The organism is Streptococcus intermedius SK54 = ATCC 27335, assembly GCF_000413475.1.
GTDB lineage: Bacteria > Bacillota > Bacilli > Lactobacillales > Streptococcaceae > Streptococcus > Streptococcus intermedius.
Genome location: NZ_ATFK01000005.1, coordinates 119,243 through 134,001, shown reverse-complemented (window position 1 = coordinate 134,001; position 14,759 = coordinate 119,243). Strand labels below are relative to the sequence as shown.

The following is a 14,759-nucleotide window of genomic DNA, read 5'->3' as shown; positions in this document are numbered from 1 at the left end:
TTACTACAACAACAAACGAATTAAAAGGACTGAGTCCTGTCCAATACAGAATTCAATCCTTGCCATAATTTCTTGTTTAACTTTTTGGGGACAGTACAGTTTAAGCGTTTTTGCTTTAGAAAAGATACTTCATGTTTCTTTGCGTAACTGTTTACGCTCCCATGTTTCTTGCTCCCAGCTTATCATTTTCAAAATTTCCATTAGATATTTACACCTGTTCTTTGTGTTTGCTTTTGTATTGGGACATTGAGAGTTTTCCTTTTACAGATAGGGCATAATAGCCATCCTATTAATATCACCTTCATCACTTCATTTTAATTGTAATCAGCATATCTCCACCAAGCTATTGTTGCGATAAGGCCTAGAATACTTACCCCAAATAAACTGACAATGCTCCCAAAATTCAATATTGCTTTTCCTGCAATACCACTTGCGAGTGCAGGAATCGCCCATGGAATATATTTTCCAAAGTTAAGAGCAGAACCAAGCTGAGAAAAAATAATAGTAAAAATAATAAATGCCAATGGTGACAAATATCCCCGGCCTAAACAAGCAAAAAACGCCACTGGAGTAGAGAGTATGATCGTAAGAGTAGTACAATAACCAAAAGTAAGTATGCCTTTGAAAATCACCGTTAAGCTCCCGCCCTCAAGTCCAATCAGATTGCCAGCTAATAATCCCAATAAAAGTGCAAAAATTGATAGAGTATAGCTCCATAAAGCGATAACGATAAATTTGGATAATACGATTGTATCTCTTTTTATCGGGAGTGCTAATAAGTCTATCATAGTTTTATCAGAATATTCTCTGCCAAAAACCCAAGATGCTGTAAATCCAAAAAAGAGCAATCCCCCAACAGAAATGACTTGTGATACGGTCATTAAGTATGACGACCAGTCTGTTAGCCTCATCATTTCCATTTTTGCAGAAATCAAACCAAGATTTTTGAAATTCTCTGGATATTTCATCATAGTTGCAAACAACCCAACAATAAAAGGAACTAAACAGATAGAACAAGCAGTTACGATGGAAAGTTTTGATTTTATTAACTTTCTCCATTCAATTAAAATACAGGAACTAAGATTTTTCATTCTATACTCCTCCATTGTAGTCATTAAGCATTCTAAGAAAATAATTCTCTAAATCTTCTTTTTCAATAGTCAGCAATTTAGGTGGATACCCTGCATTAACCAGTAATGTAGCAATTTCTTCCGGATATTCCACAGATTTTGTATCAATCAGTTCCACGCAACAGATATTATTTTCTGATTCTGATTTGAAATTTACATGATAACCATTATTAGATAATACTTCTTTTATAGCCTTATTATTAGAACCACTTACTAATAACTTTTTTTCTAAGCGCTTATCTAATTCTTTGCTTTCAACTTCTTTTATCAGTCTACCTTCATGTATAATTATTATTCTGGTAGCAATTTTAGCTATTTCTTCCAGCTTATGACTTGAAATAAGAACAGTTGTACCGAGATTATCCGCTAAGTCCTTTAATAGCTCTCTCACTTCAATAACCCCAAAAGGATCTAATCCATTTGTCGGCTCATCAAGGATTAAGATTTTAGGTTTATGAATAATAGCTTTTGCAATTCCTAAGCGAGCAACATTTCCTAAAGAAAGATGTTTTACTTGTTTATCTTTATATTGCTCCAGTTTTAATTTTTCAGTAACCCAATCAATAGCATCTTTATTTCTAACTCCTCTTAATGTACTAACTATTTCTAAGTTTTCTCTCACGGTTAAGTCTGGATAAGAATAGGGCGTTTCAATAATATAACCTATTTCATTCCGAACCTCTAAATTATATTGGTCTACCTTTTTCCCTTGGATATAACATTCTCCTGATGTAGGTTTTATCAATCCTAATAGCATTCTCATAGTCGTCGTTTTCCCTGCACCATTCAGCCCTAAAAAACCTACTATTTCACTACATTTTATTGATAGATTCAAGTTATCAACAACAAGAGTTTTTCCATATCTTTTAGAAAGATTTACTGTCTTAATTGCCTCTTTCATCATTATCCTCCTCAATAATTTGTCCAACAATACCTTGGATTACTAATTTCAATATAGTGTCAAATTGTTTTTCGCCAATTTCCTCGATGTGCAACATAGTCATCGCAATAGTTCTAAACAAAGCAGATACGATTTCTACTGATACAGTTTCTTTAATGTGGATTCGAGACACAATTTTTTTAACCATTCTATCATCTATAAGATGATGATTTATCATCACTTCTTTTGGCAATTTTCTTACGAGTAATTCCATTTCATGATTTTTAAATATGGTATACATAAACGAATAGCGAAAATCTTGATACAAATCATAAAGTAACTGTACCAGACGATTTGTATCTATCTTGGTTTCCATACCTAATTGTTCTATCAGACGACTCATAACATCTATTTGATATTCTTCTAAGACCGTAAAAAATAACATTTCTTTTGAGGAATAAAAATTGTAAAAAGAACCTTTAGATATATCTACCATTGCTGCCATCTGGTCAACTGTGGTTTTCTTAACCCCATATCTTTGAAGGCATTCCTTTGCAACTTTATGTAATTTCTTTCTAATAACTTCTTTTTCTTCACTAGTAAAAGCAGTAGCCATAATCTCCTCCTAAGAACGCTGTGACGTTTTTTGATTTTACAGTCATATATTATCATATAAACAGAAAAATGTCAAAAATCTTATATCTTCTTTGTAAGAAAATATAAGTCTTCTATTTCTATCATTTAACTGATTTTGTTGCAATATATGTTTTAATATTCAGTTCATGCAGTCTACCAAAACCATTTGTATCTTCATATATGTCAAGTAGAGTGAACCCTGCCTTTAACTGCCCGCCTATTTGCTCTGTCATATTGTGAGAGAATTGCATGCCAGTATTTTCTTTTATCATAAAATCTTTGGCTGCTTTATCTTTTAATGGATTAAACGGCATTTTCCAAATAATTTCTTTTTCTTCATTATCCACAATGTAATTTATTTCATTGTTTAATCCTGCCAGAAAAATTCCACCCTTTTTCAGAACTCTATACGCATCATTAAAAATGGGCTCCACATCTTCAACATAACAGTTTGAAACCGGATGAAAGACTATATCAAAGGTTTCATTCTCAAAAGGCAAAGCTTTTGTCATATCGCCTTCAATCGCTTTAATAGTATAGCCTTCTCTTTCAGCAATTAAAAATTCACTTTCTATTTGCTTTGGAGAATTATCAAGAACAGTGCAGTCTGCACCTAATGCGTTAAATATAGGTATTTGTTGCCCACCACCCGATGCTAAACCTAAGATTTTCTTTCCATTTAAATTTCCTAACCACTCATGTGGAACAGGAACCGTCGGAGTAAGAAAAACATTCCAATCTCCGTTTTTTGCACTAATATACTCATCATGTGAAATCGGCTTACTCCATTCCCAACCTTCTTCAACCCATCTATCAATAGTTTCTTTATTTATATCTTGATACGATTTCATTCGTTATTTCCTTTTATGAATCCTAAGTTTATCTGATAAAATAGGAATTATCAACCTATTTCTACTAAAGTTTAGCCAGTATCTATTGATTTCTTTACAATAGTTAAAATTCAGTTCATCTACGATGTTTTTCAATCCAAGAGACAGCAAAATCTACTAGTTCACGTTGTTGCATCAATCTAGAATCGGCATTGCCGATTTTTCCTATCTTTGCAAGGCCATTTCCCTCAAAGGCGCTTCCTATGTCCTCAAAATCTTCTCCATCAACGAATAAGGTGTTATACGCTTTCCATATACGAACACCATCTTCAAGTATGGCACTATGCTCAACACAGTCATGTTTCCCAGGATACTCTGCACGGACATCCGCTAAGTGTATAGAAGTGTTTTTATCATATCCAACCCCTAACAACAATACTTTTGCGTCAAGTTCATAGAGTTTTGCGATAGGTGAACCCTCCCCAAATATATTTGAAAGAGTATGTTCCACTGTAATATATTCAGCATGTTTTCCCCATGCACAAATTGATCTTGCTGGATGATCTGTTCTGATGCTCCCCGGCCATTGACGGAACATTTCTGCAACAGCTCCCATCGTATTTGTTGGCGTTATCTGTTTATCATATGCTGGCCAATTCTCTCTAATTTTATCCCAGTCTGACTCCTCTGCATTCCAGTGCACACCTGTTTTCGGATCTAGATTTTTCCATGACTGTGTCGGCATCACAATGGTACCTTCAGAAGTAACGACTTCAATTAGAGCTTCTATCACAGTCTGCGCTCCTCCACATACATATCCAATACTTTTTAACGATGTATGGACAATGACAACATCTCCTTGTTTCAGGCCCAGTTGTGTCAGGTCCGCTACGATATCATTTTTATCTACTGTTCTCATAATTCTTTCCTCTTGTGAGCAAAATTTATCCTAAATTCATCCGACAGTCCGGCATTTATTTTACTCAATCCAGTGTATAAATGCTGTTTTATCCTCATCATTATAACCAGCATTCTTATAAAAAGTTAATGTACTTTTGTTCTTTGTACCCGTCAAAAGCATTATTTTATAGCAATTGTTTTCTATCGCTATTTCCCTAGCATAATAGAGACATTCTGTCGCATATCCTTTTTCTCTATGTTCTTCATGCGTCACCACATTCTCAATAAGGGCATATGGGCGTATATTTCTGGTTAGATTCGGAATGATGACACAAATGCAGGATGAAAGGATCTGACCATTTATCTCTTTTACAATAATATGGTGATTTTTATCTTCCATGATTGCATTCCAGGTCCCCTTCAAAGCTTCAATATCTTTCGGAATCTCTTTTTCATGCAAGAAAAGATATAGGTTCAACAAGTCATATAAATCTTCTCTAACAGCTTCTCGTATCATCAGCATCTCTCTTTCATGTAGGTTTCCACTTCTTCAGCAGTCAATTTTCTCACCTGTGTATTGGGAAATTCCTGATATTCTTCAACTGAAAAAACAGACGCCATTTTTTCACAAGTTTTTCCTTTATTCTTTTTTAGATATAACTTCAAATCTTCATTGCTTGCAAAAATTTTATACGAAAATCTGCCATTTTCACTTTTCAATTCATAAATACCACATGGCTTTTTTTCTGTACAATCGGCAGTTCTCAAATACAACTTTGCAATTTCTAATGACTTAAAAGGAAAATTCCATCGTTGCAACCCGCGATTTGGATCGTATTCAATACAAATGCACCTACCGCATGTACCACAAATATACTGTGTATGATTCGTTAAACAATCCAAAGGATTTAAAAGTGGTGTCACTCTATTTTGGTCAACATAACATTCTTTACACATTTTAATGTCACTTCCTCTCCAAATTTTAATCTATAATTTATCAATTATTAAAATATCTCAGAGCTCCATTATTGCAATAATCTCATTTCCATCCATATCGCCAGTTTCAGTAAAACCAAATGGATGATATAATTTACAGGCTACTCCATCTTCAGATCCATATGAAAACCAGCAATACTCTGCTTTGTCACAAGGAAAAGAATTTAATAAAATTCAAGCCAAGAGCAATGGCCTCCCTTCCAAAACCTTTTTTTCTGATACTTTTGATCAATCATTAAACATCAAAGGTTATAGTTTCCTCTTGCAATATCAGGTGCATTATCCCAATAATCAACCACATCATAGCTAATCATGATAAAACCAACAGGAATTTCACCATCATAGGTACCAAACGGAAACGCGAATCCATTTGCCGTAATAGTAGTGTATGCTCAACGATACTTACATCATTTGCGGCGACAAATCCTTTTTGTGACTCTGATACCTGCAATTTAGTTATTTCCCATATGTTTTTTTCCATTTACTCTTTCCAAGTGAAGCACCATTTTAATACCTCCACAACTCCTGATTATCTATATGAGGATGCCATTTCCATTCAGGTTTGCGCCAATAAGAGACGAGCGGTTAGTGCGATACATTTTCTAATATCTGCATAGCTTCCTTTTCTTGTACCGAGATGTCTTTCATCTTTTTTGAAGCTTCTAAAATGTAGTTTCTGTTTTTGGTGTCAGATACTTTTTTAAATAGAGCAATAACTTCGTCCCAATTCTTAGCAATCTCTACAAAAGTTAAGTAAGCCACTTTAATATTATCATTTTTTGTTAAGTCAAAGGCTTCTTTTAGAAAATCACGATATAGATTTCTAAATATTGCTCCGCCTGTTCCAGCCTTTTCCATTAACATAGCAGTCATTTTAAAATCTTCTTCAATACTCTTTGAACTGTCAAACCACCTGATGATTTCATCACTTGCTTTATAAATGCCCTTATATGTCAGATTCTTTATCGGCGGGTTTAAATATGTTACTGCATTATTGTGTATTGCAGTTAAAACAGCCGTTTTTATGGGTAATACTTCTGTTTCTTTTTCAATTATATAAAACAAGTTTTTAGATGACATAGAACCTTTTTCACTTCTTGCCTGCTCTAAACTCTCTAAAGAACTGCTTACTTCACCCCCTTGTTGAGCAGTATCCACTAAAAAAGCATTTTTATCATCATATCCGATTATAGCGACATAGTGTCCCGCAAAATGAATTGGATTAGTAAAATATTCCAAGTGATAGCAATCCAATTTCAGCCCAACTGCCTTACCTCTATCCAACAACCCCTTGACGGATTTCCATGCTTTATCTTTTGAAGAAGTTTCCTTTACCTCAAGTTTTAACCCTAAATTTTTTGTGATATTTTGCGTTAATAAATCAGGTTTAATTCTCCCGCCTATAAATGGCATATTCATGGATTTCATATTCCAAAGAGTAAATCCCAGACCTTCTCCCAAACCAAATAACATCGGCTCACTTAATTCAACACCAAGCTGATTCAAGAGAGTTCCTGTTGCGGTAGATTCACAATGCTGTCCTATGAACGGTTTTATATCTAACTTCATATACTATCTCCTCTGAAAATTTTTTTGGATTTCATTGTGATTGTAAAGTTTGAATTTCAGACTCTAACCAATTTAGCTCTGCTTGAAGCATGGTCAGACCCAAACTGAATAACTGTCTGGCAGACATTGGCAGACATTGTCCTTCTGCTTGTTGATTCTTCAAAACTTGCAAATCCTTTTCCAAAATATATTTTCGTTTCATAAGAGCCTGCAATAATTCTTTAGAGGACATATTCTGACTATTTGCCAATGCAGTCATAAAATGTGAGTTCGTCGGCTGTCGTTCTACTAATCGCTGACGTGTTTTTTCAATCAAAACTGTTAATCCCAGCTTTGTAATGCTGTACTCTTTTTTATCTTTTCCGTTTGCCGGTACACTCTTTGCCAGACCTTTCTTCTCCAATTTTTCAAGTACATAATAAATTGAAGAAAAACCTACGTCTGTCCATTTTCTCATGCCTCTATCAACAATAAGTTTTTCAATCTGATAGCCATGATGCGGTTGCTCTGCCAATATACCGAGGATTAACTCCTCTGTCAAGGATGTCTTGATAACCATTTTTTATTCTCCCTATTTCTTTGTAATCGGATGTCTGAGAATAGTTTTCAGTTTGGCAGGCTCTGTTTTACGAAAATCGCTGATATAGATTTCATGGTGCATACGTTCATCTGTAATATCCAGTTGATAGCCTTCATTTTCCATATAAGCATGCATTCGTTCAACTGTTATAGGCTCATCATTATAAGAACCGACATGCAAACATTGAACACATAGACCTTCGTCATAAGTAAAGTATTCCACATTGGAAAAATCCATTTTTTTCTTAGTTGTCGCTTGCTGGATAGCCCAGTCAAAATTTTCTTTACTTACGAAATCCGGCAGACGAAGGAGAGAGATAAATCGAAAATCGCTTTTACGTTCATAATCAACACCTTTAATACCTTCCTGCCACCAAAAACCTTCTAATGGTGGCACAACGAAATCAAAGTAGCCATTCATTCGGTAATCTGTATTTTTACTCATTTTGATAGTATAGGCAAGTGGGTAAAGTAAGTTAATAGCTTGCTTATACTCGCCACCTTCCTCGTTAGGATTTCCTTTACCTCGAACTGCTAAAAAATTCATTTTGGGAATCTTAACAATCATCGGATTTGTCTTAGTTGGATAAAACTCCTTAAATTCTTTCTTAAAGTCAAAAACCATGGGCAACTTCCTCCTCTGATATTTATTTTTCTTTATATATTCTACCACTAGAATATAATTTTGTCAAAAAAAGTAAAAATAAGTAATCCATGTGCCAACCGAAAATGATTGACACTCAGACATTTCACAGATTATCTAATTCATAATTCCCCTAACGGTCATAAATCAATTCTTTCGAAATCCTTGACAGCTTTTTGATAAGAAAACCAAGTACATAACATAAACGCGGTGATACCAATCGCCAATATGGCAACCTGCAGTATGCTTAAATTTGCAGGATCATTTAGGCTTTCCAAACCGGGAATATAATGTAACACTTCTCCCATGAATATTATGATAGATCCGGCTACACAGAATAAGATGAAAGGCTTCCCAATTTTGTAAGCTGTCTTAAAAAAGCCTGCGAGAAAAACACTGTTAAAGGTTGCAAATACAAGCATTATATAGCCAAGATAAGCAGCATTTGCATTCATCAATTGATTTGTCACATACGGTGCGGCATCTCCTAAGAGTCTCATCCGAATAATCGTCAGAAAAAGACATAATATGAAAGCTATACACTCGATAAATAGAACAAATAAATATTTTGCTGTAACCACATCTTGTTTTCTAACTGGCAACATGACCGTGTAGGTGATGTCATCACATTCTCGGACTTGTTGATAAGTATAAAAAATACCAAGACAGATAAAAAAGGAACCGACAAGAATAGGATACCTTGGAATCATCGTCATAGCTGAAAAAGTTATAAACCAATAACTCAAAGGATTTGCTGATAGTTTCATTTCTTTATAGAGAAGTTTTCTCATCACAAATTCACCTCTTCCCTTTCAATATGCACCATAATATCTTCAAGTGTGGATTCCTGCCCTATTTCTTTCGTGTAATGACTGATAAAATCCTCTTTTCTCTCAGATAAGAGCAATTCACCATTTTTTATATAAGTAATAGTATCTGCACACTTCTCTAAATCACTAGTAATATGAGTAGAAAACAAGATTGCTACCCCTTTTTCTGCTAGTTTTCGAAAGATTTCATTCATCTCATCTCTAGATACTGGATCAAGCCCACTAGTCGGCTCATCTAAAATCAAAAGCTTAGCATGATGAGAAAGAGCTAAAGTAAGATAAAATTTTACTTTCATCCCCTCAGACAGTTCCATAATTTTCTTATTTTCATCAAGTTTAAATGCGTCAAGATAATGACGATACGATTCATCATCCCAGTTATCATAAAAAATACGAGTAATGGCGACAATATCCTTTAATTTTTTTCTTTTATAATAATTGGTTCCTCCCACTGCATAACCAATTCGTTGTTTGATTTCATCTTCATTATCCAGATAATCCATTCCAAGAATACGGACATTCCCTGCATCAGGATGAACAAGATTTAGAATGGATTTAATCGCTGTAGTCTTACCTGCTCCATTCCTACCGATAAATCCCATAACCTCACCTGATTTAGTATGAAAACTTATAGGTTTCAATTCAAATGCTGAATATTTTTTTGTAATATCATTTACCTCTAAAACATACTTCATTTTATTCATCCTCCTTCTCTTCAAAAGCAATTTCCATCAAGTGGGCAAAGGCTCCCTTCGGCGGTATGGCAATTCCACGCTTTTCATCACCAAGAAGCAGAATCGTATCACCAGGTTTGATATTAAAGACATCGCGCGCCTGTTTTGGTATTACTATTTGACCTTTTTCTCCAACTGTAGCCGTCCAAGCATATTTACCTTTTGGTGCTTTCACAACTATTACCCCCTTTATAGTATGATTTGTATAACTAATTATACCACTTGTCCTAAATAATACAAGTGCAGACTACATCCATTTACCATCATAATAATATACTCGTAAAAATATGTACCACTCATCCCAAAACTAAGAATCTTAGACACCTTAACCCTAACTCTTTGTAAGTGGTGCTTATTCATTAACTACTCTCTCTAGAAAATATGTGACTACAAACAAAATTGAGAATTAAAAAAATTCATAAGCACATTGATGCCATAAATCAAAAACAGCATTATTCTCTCCTATAAGAGAGAACACTCCTAAAATCAGGAAAGCGAAACTAAGATTTTTAAAAATATCTTATTGCAAACAAAAATATAATATGCTACAATACTTTTGACAAAACGTGTCGAAAGGTGGAAAGATGGCAAAAATAATTGATTTAAAGCAAGAAAATATTCACAAAGTACGATCCTGTTTTTATCAAGGAGGAACATGGACCAAGAATCAGTTATCCAGTCAAACAGGGATTTCTCTGGCAGGAACTACCAATATCTTACAAATATTAGAGAATAGTGAAGAGATTGAATTTGTAGGAAATGCCAGGTCAACTGGTGGCAGAAAGTCAAAATTATATCAATTGAGAGAAGATTATATCCATATTGGAACCATTATTCTTAGTCACATCTTTTCTCAGTACAAAATACGTGCAAACTCATTTAATCTGGGAGGACATTCAGTTTATGAACAAATTTTAGTAAGTCCCACAGGGACATTAGATGAAATTTACAATGTAGTAAAAAAACTAATTACTAATGATCCACTGATTCAGGTATTAGTACTTAGTTTTCCTGGTATTATTGGAGAACAAGGAGAAATTATCTATTCTGATTTTGAACATATCAATCAAAAAAATCTTCTAACGTCACTTTCATCTCTTACAACGATCCCCATTGTTTTAGAGAATGATGTTAATGTTGCTTCTCTTGGTTATTGTAGTATTCACCCAGAATTTAGAACACTGGCCCTTCTCTATCAGCCAGATACAGATTTTGCCGGTTCTGGTATTATCATCAATAAAAGATTGCATCGTGGAAGAAATGGTTTTGCAGGGGAAGTCGGCTATCTCATGAATGGATATAAACCTGCAAATCGCCAATCACGTTCAAATGACTTCACATTTCTTTTGTTAAATCAGATAACAGCACTAACATCAGTCATTGCTCCGGATGCTATTGCATATTATTGTCCATCTTTACAAGAAAATATAGAAATTTCTGACACCAATCTTCCTAAAGAATTCCACCCAATCCTTGAAAGATTGACGGAAATAGACCCGTTCATACTGAACGGAGTTCAATCAATTGGAAAAAACAAAATTCTAGAAATCAAAAGAAGAACAATCTGAAAAGGAGGACTAAATGATTTCGTTGTTGTTGGCAGTCATCTATCTGTCCTTTATTAGTTTAGGCTTACCTGATGCTATTTTAGGAAGCGCTTGGCCAAATATGTATCGTAGCTTAAATTCAACTATTACCGGAGCAGGCTCCATCTTTCTGATTATTTCTGTTTGTACAATAATTTCTTCTTTGAATGCAGACAAAATAATTCATAAATTTTCTACAGCTAGAGTGACGGCAGTTTCGGTAGGGCTAACCGCTTTGTCCCTATTTGGTTTCTCTTTTTGTCAAGAATATTGGCAACTGTGCTTGTGGGCCATCCCCTATGGTCTAGGGGCAGGGGCAGTTGATAGTGCACTAAATAACTATGTAGCATTACATTTTTCTTCTAGGCATCTATCTTGGCTACATTGTATGTGGGGGGTAGGGGCTTCTATCGGTCCTTATATCATGGGAATGATTTTGTCAAGTGGTTACGACTGGCCTGTCGGTTATAGAATCATTGGAATCATACAGGTTATATTAACAACTATTATATTTATTTCTTTACCTTTATGGACTTCAAAAGATCAAGGGATGAAGTTAGAATATAATAGTGATATTCTTTCAATCTCCCAAGCATTAAAACTTCAAGGTGCCCCTCAAATTTTGCTTTGTTTTTTTGGATACTGCGCTCTTGAACAGACGACCGGACTTTGGGCAGCTAGTTGGTTAAATGTAGTCAAAGATATTCCAGCAGAAACAGCAACATCCTTCGCTTCGATATTTTACAACGGTCATTTGTTACAATGGAACCACACTGATTAATTGGAGTAATTTCATTTGATATTCTAAGAAGTATTAGATTGAAAGAATAAATTAATGACGGAATTATATCACGAACAGAGTTCCCATATATTCCACCGAAAGTAGGAGTTGCCTTAACAAGACACAGAAAACTTTAATTCCTATTCTCTACACTTTGTGTGAATGGGATAAAATAAGCAAAAAATAACCGCACTATCTCCCTATATACTAGGAGTAGAATCATCCGGAGGAGGAAAAATAGATGAAAACGTTAGTCATAGTAACACACCCAGATATAGAACATTCAATTATTAATAAACGTTGGATTGAGGAATTGAGAAAATACCCGGAAGAATACACCATTCATGAATTATATAAAGAATATCCTGACAGCAATATCAATGTAAAAAGAGAGCAAAAATTAGTCGAGTCTCATCAAAACTTAGTTTTTCAATTTCCTATATTTAATTTCTCTAGTCCATCATTACTAAAAAAGTGGATAGATGATGTGTTAATCTATGGTTGGTCCTATGGTAAAAATGGAGGAGATAAATTACAAAATAGAAAAATAGCATTGGCGGTATCCGCTGGGATTCAGGAGAAAGATTATCAACTTGATGGAAAATATCATTATACTCTTGAACAAGTATTAGTTCCTTTTAAGATTTTATTTAAATTTTATTGTCGTGGAAATTATCGTGATTTCTTTACTTTTTATGGTTCAGAGAAGATACCGGGTGAGGCGTATTTTTCTAAAGAGGAGGAAATTGAAAAAAGTGCTTCTGACTATATTCAATTCTTAATGCATCTATAGTTTTATATTCTGTTGTATCTACCTCACTCTTTATTCCATTTTATCTTATCGTTTGATATTTTATCAAAGATAACTATAATTTAACAAGAAAGGATAACACAATGACAATCTCTATTGAACACGTAGGTGTTTGGGTAAATGATTTAGGAAAAATGAAATCTTTTTATGAAAAATACTTTAATGCCGTTGCAACGAAAAAATATTATAATCCTAAAACAGAATTCTCATCTTACTTTTTGAATTTTGAAAATGGTGCACGTCTAGAACTTTGTCATCGTCCAGATATTGTAGAAAAGAATAAAAATAGTTTTGGATTTTACCATTTAGCTATTGCTGTAGGAGACAAAGCGGATGTTGATGCATTTGCAAAACGCTTTGAAGAAGATGGTTTTCCCATTCAATCCGGTCCGAGAACAACTGGTGATGGGTACTATGAAGCAATTGTATCTGATCCCGAAGGTAATTTACTGGAATTAACAACACATTTAAAATCGTAAAATAAAAAAGGAGCAAAAACAATGATCCACGAACTTTACAAAGAATTCTCTCAACTGGAACAAGTAGAAGCTATCGCTCTTGGTGGTTCACGTGCAGGACAAGACTACGATCAAAATTCTGACTATGATGTCTATGTCTATCTTAACTCACCTATTGACGAGAAAACTCGTCAAATCATTCTTAGCAACTATTGCTCCTATATGGAAATTGGAAACCAGTTTTGGGAATTAGAGGACGACTGCGTGTTAAACAACGGTATCCAAATCGAGTTGATCTATCGTTCATTGGAGTCGTTTGAACAAGAATTGAACACAACCGTTTTTCAACACAAAGCTCAAAATGCTTATACAACCTGTATGTGGCACAATCTACTCCACAGCAAGATCGTATACGATTCGAATGGGCGCTATGCTTCTCTTCAAAAAGCCTATCAGATTCCCTATCCTCAAAAACTCAAAAAAAATATCATTGAAAGACAGCTCCTTTTGCTAGATCAGGCCATGCCAGCCTTCTCTAACCAAATAGAAAAAGCTATCAAACGTCAAGATCTTCTCAGTATGAATCATCGTACGAGTGAATTTTTTGCGTCCTACTTTGACTTGTTGTTTGCACTCAATGAGCAAACCCATCCTGGTGAAAAACGAATGCTGGACTACGCAAAGACCAATTGTGCTCTTCTTCCTAAGTACTTTGAAGAAACTATTCGCGACTATTTCCAACTACTCTACCAACCTCATCAAACAAAGAAAACAGTTGCAGCATTACAGGCCATCCTTGAACACTTACAAACGATTGTGCCTCAAATTGATAACTAGAAAAGACTTTATCTCTACAAAATTCCTCTGTTTATCCGAACTACTCCTTAGCATAGCAGGTAGCAATAAAATAATAAAAGATCAAACAACGACCTTGAAAACGTTCATTATTGAAAAATTGCAATATACAACATTTTGAAAACTCATCTCTAAGTGCTTCAAAAGCTGGCTTGTAACCAAAACATTTTTGGGGACGAAATTAATAAGCAGTAAGGTATCACTAAGCGCTTTTTCAGTAACTGTTGCTAAATCGTTTGTCTTAGGAGAATACTCACGAAGAAGCTTATTGGCATTCTCATTGCTTCTTCTTTAACAAGATGAATAAGTATCCACAAAATAAAATGGAATCTCCCTTTGTTTAACCAAAAGGTAACAGGCAAACTCTTTTCTTCTATCCAAAGTGAAGGTCTTTAGGAATTCTTTTGGAGATAGTCTTGTTTGTTTAGCTAATTCTTCGTGAGTTTTTGAGCTCTTTCAGTTGAATACTGTTTTGGACAACGCTTCAATTCTCTATGGATACTAATCTTAGTTGCAATTTGAGAAAAACTTGACCTATACC

Annotated in this window: 18 protein-coding genes; 5 read left to right on the top strand and 13 right to left on the bottom strand. The window is 34.6% G+C overall.

Annotated elements, in window-relative coordinates; genetic code table 11:
• Positions 1-314: 314 nt before the first annotated feature.
• The 13 genes from HMPREF1654_RS07340 to HMPREF1654_RS07275 form a co-directional block, all read right to left on the bottom strand.
• Positions 315-1,091 (bottom strand): ABC transporter permease, encoded by a 777-nt coding sequence (locus HMPREF1654_RS07340; protein WP_003076177.1) that lies wholly within the window; start codon positions 1,089-1,091, stop codon positions 315-317.
• A gap of 1 nt (position 1,092) precedes the next feature.
• The gene (locus tag HMPREF1654_RS07335; RefSeq protein WP_037589403.1) at positions 1,093-2,034 is read right to left on the bottom strand and encodes an ABC transporter ATP-binding protein; all 942 of its coding nucleotides are present in this window, start codon (positions 2,032-2,034) and stop codon (positions 1,093-1,095) included.
• Positions 2,015-2,626, bottom strand: a complete 612-nt coding sequence (locus HMPREF1654_RS07330; RefSeq protein WP_003075844.1) for a TetR/AcrR family transcriptional regulator — start codon at positions 2,624-2,626, stop codon at positions 2,015-2,017. Before HMPREF1654_RS07330 ends, HMPREF1654_RS07335 begins: the two co-directional genes overlap by 20 nt.
• 121 nt (positions 2,627-2,747) lie before the next feature.
• On the bottom strand, positions 2,748-3,497 hold the full coding sequence (locus HMPREF1654_RS07325) for a class I SAM-dependent methyltransferase (RefSeq protein ID WP_003076208.1): 750 nt from the start codon (positions 3,495-3,497) through the stop codon (positions 2,748-2,750).
• Positions 3,498-3,612: 115 nt separating this feature from the next.
• Positions 3,613-4,395 (bottom strand): AAC(3) family N-acetyltransferase, encoded by a 783-nt coding sequence (locus HMPREF1654_RS07320; protein WP_003076184.1) that lies wholly within the window; start codon positions 4,393-4,395, stop codon positions 3,613-3,615.
• Between the two features lie 60 nt (positions 4,396-4,455).
• Positions 4,456-4,893: a GNAT family N-acetyltransferase gene (locus HMPREF1654_RS07315; RefSeq protein WP_016670412.1), complete on the bottom strand. Its 438-nt coding sequence runs from the start codon at positions 4,891-4,893 to the stop codon at positions 4,456-4,458.
• Positions 4,893-5,333 carry a hypothetical protein gene (locus HMPREF1654_RS07310; RefSeq protein ID WP_014829799.1) on the bottom strand — a complete coding sequence of 147 codons (441 nt, stop codon included), beginning with the start codon at positions 5,331-5,333 and terminating at the stop codon, positions 4,893-4,895. Before HMPREF1654_RS07310 ends, HMPREF1654_RS07315 begins: the two co-directional genes overlap by 1 nt.
• Before the next feature lie 624 nt (positions 5,334-5,957).
• On the bottom strand, positions 5,958-6,941 hold the full coding sequence (locus tag HMPREF1654_RS07300) for a BtrH N-terminal domain-containing protein (RefSeq protein WP_003075859.1): 984 nt from the start codon (positions 6,939-6,941) through the stop codon (positions 5,958-5,960).
• Positions 6,942-6,972: 31 nt separating this feature from the next.
• Positions 6,973-7,500: a PadR family transcriptional regulator gene (locus tag HMPREF1654_RS07295; RefSeq protein ID WP_003075984.1), complete on the bottom strand. Its 528-nt coding sequence runs from the start codon at positions 7,498-7,500 to the stop codon at positions 6,973-6,975.
• Positions 7,501-7,512: 12 nt separating this feature from the next.
• Positions 7,513-8,145 carry a GyrI-like domain-containing protein gene (locus HMPREF1654_RS07290; RefSeq protein ID WP_003076139.1) on the bottom strand — a complete coding sequence of 211 codons (633 nt, stop codon included), beginning with the start codon at positions 8,143-8,145 and terminating at the stop codon, positions 7,513-7,515.
• 158 nt (positions 8,146-8,303) lie between these two features.
• Positions 8,304-8,954, bottom strand: a complete 651-nt coding sequence (locus HMPREF1654_RS07285; protein ID WP_003075769.1) for an ABC-2 transporter permease — start codon at positions 8,952-8,954, stop codon at positions 8,304-8,306.
• Positions 8,954-9,688 carry an ABC transporter ATP-binding protein gene (locus tag HMPREF1654_RS07280; RefSeq protein ID WP_003075960.1) on the bottom strand — a complete coding sequence of 245 codons (735 nt, stop codon included), beginning with the start codon at positions 9,686-9,688 and terminating at the stop codon, positions 8,954-8,956. The genes HMPREF1654_RS07285 and HMPREF1654_RS07280 overlap by 1 nt, the downstream gene beginning before the upstream one ends.
• Position 9,689: 1 nt before the next feature.
• On the bottom strand, positions 9,690-9,902 hold the full coding sequence (locus tag HMPREF1654_RS07275) for an AbrB/MazE/SpoVT family DNA-binding domain-containing protein (protein WP_000646903.1): 213 nt from the start codon (positions 9,900-9,902) through the stop codon (positions 9,690-9,692).
• 409 nt (positions 9,903-10,311) lie between these two features.
• On the opposite strand from HMPREF1654_RS07275, the gene HMPREF1654_RS07270 reads away from it, so the two are divergent.
• The 5 genes from HMPREF1654_RS07270 to HMPREF1654_RS07250 all read left to right on the top strand — a co-directional run bounded on the left by HMPREF1654_RS07270 (position 10,312) and on the right by HMPREF1654_RS07250 (position 14,200).
• A complete protein-coding gene (locus HMPREF1654_RS07270) occupies positions 10,312-11,295 on the top strand; it encodes an ROK family protein (protein ID WP_003075845.1) in 984 nt (327 codons plus the stop codon).
• Between the two features lie 13 nt (positions 11,296-11,308).
• Complete coding sequence (locus HMPREF1654_RS07265; protein WP_003075917.1) at positions 11,309-12,094, top strand: MFS transporter; 786 nt, start codon at positions 11,309-11,311, stop codon at positions 12,092-12,094.
• 241 nt (positions 12,095-12,335) lie between these two features.
• Positions 12,336-12,887 carry an NAD(P)H-dependent oxidoreductase gene (locus HMPREF1654_RS07260; protein ID WP_003076076.1) on the top strand — a complete coding sequence of 184 codons (552 nt, stop codon included), beginning with the start codon at positions 12,336-12,338 and terminating at the stop codon, positions 12,885-12,887.
• Positions 12,888-12,988: 101 nt separating this feature from the next.
• Positions 12,989-13,384 carry a VOC family protein gene (locus tag HMPREF1654_RS07255; RefSeq protein WP_003075968.1) on the top strand — a complete coding sequence of 132 codons (396 nt, stop codon included), beginning with the start codon at positions 12,989-12,991 and terminating at the stop codon, positions 13,382-13,384.
• A 21-nt stretch (positions 13,385-13,405) separates the two neighbouring features.
• Positions 13,406-14,200, top strand: coding sequence for a nucleotidyltransferase domain-containing protein (locus HMPREF1654_RS07250; RefSeq protein ID WP_003075852.1), 795 nt, complete (start codon positions 13,406-13,408; stop codon positions 14,198-14,200).
• Positions 14,201-14,759: the final 559 nt, after the last annotated feature.

What these genes read in the sequence shown, in the direction of transcription:
- HMPREF1654_RS07290 (WP_003076139.1), bottom strand. Translation starts at nt 8,145, where the DNA reads ATGGTTTTTGACTTTAAGAAAGAATTTAAGGAGTTTTATCCAACTAAG.
- HMPREF1654_RS07285 (WP_003075769.1), bottom strand. Translation starts at nt 8,954, where the DNA reads ATGAGAAAACTTCTCTATAAAGAAATGAAACTATCAGCAAATCCTTTG.
- HMPREF1654_RS07250 (WP_003075852.1), top strand. Translation starts at nt 13,406, where the DNA reads ATGATCCACGAACTTTACAAAGAATTCTCTCAACTGGAACAAGTAGAA.
- HMPREF1654_RS07270 (WP_003075845.1), top strand. Translation starts at nt 10,312, where the DNA reads ATGGCAAAAATAATTGATTTAAAGCAAGAAAATATTCACAAAGTACGA.
- HMPREF1654_RS07330 (WP_003075844.1), bottom strand. Translation starts at nt 2,626, where the DNA reads ATGGCTACTGCTTTTACTAGTGAAGAAAAAGAAGTTATTAGAAAGAAA.
- HMPREF1654_RS07295 (WP_003075984.1), bottom strand. Translation starts at nt 7,500, where the DNA reads ATGGTTATCAAGACATCCTTGACAGAGGAGTTAATCCTCGGTATATTG.
- HMPREF1654_RS07320 (WP_003076184.1), bottom strand. Translation starts at nt 4,395, where the DNA reads ATGAGAACAGTAGATAAAAATGATATCGTAGCGGACCTGACACAACTG.
- HMPREF1654_RS07310 (WP_014829799.1), bottom strand. Translation starts at nt 5,333, where the DNA reads ATGTGTAAAGAATGTTATGTTGACCAAAATAGAGTGACACCACTTTTA.
- HMPREF1654_RS07325 (WP_003076208.1), bottom strand. Translation starts at nt 3,497, where the DNA reads ATGAAATCGTATCAAGATATAAATAAAGAAACTATTGATAGATGGGTT.
- HMPREF1654_RS07340 (WP_003076177.1), bottom strand. Translation starts at nt 1,091, where the DNA reads ATGAAAAATCTTAGTTCCTGTATTTTAATTGAATGGAGAAAGTTAATA.
- HMPREF1654_RS07260 (WP_003076076.1), top strand. Translation starts at nt 12,336, where the DNA reads ATGAAAACGTTAGTCATAGTAACACACCCAGATATAGAACATTCAATT.
- HMPREF1654_RS07255 (WP_003075968.1), top strand. Translation starts at nt 12,989, where the DNA reads ATGACAATCTCTATTGAACACGTAGGTGTTTGGGTAAATGATTTAGGA.
- HMPREF1654_RS07280 (WP_003075960.1), bottom strand. Translation starts at nt 9,688, where the DNA reads ATGAAGTATGTTTTAGAGGTAAATGATATTACAAAAAAATATTCAGCA.
- HMPREF1654_RS07265 (WP_003075917.1), top strand. Translation starts at nt 11,309, where the DNA reads ATGATTTCGTTGTTGTTGGCAGTCATCTATCTGTCCTTTATTAGTTTA.
- HMPREF1654_RS07300 (WP_003075859.1), bottom strand. Translation starts at nt 6,941, where the DNA reads ATGAAGTTAGATATAAAACCGTTCATAGGACAGCATTGTGAATCTACC.
- HMPREF1654_RS07335 (WP_037589403.1), bottom strand. Translation starts at nt 2,034, where the DNA reads ATGATGAAAGAGGCAATTAAGACAGTAAATCTTTCTAAAAGATATGGA.
- HMPREF1654_RS07315 (WP_016670412.1), bottom strand. Translation starts at nt 4,893, where the DNA reads ATGATACGAGAAGCTGTTAGAGAAGATTTATATGACTTGTTGAACCTA.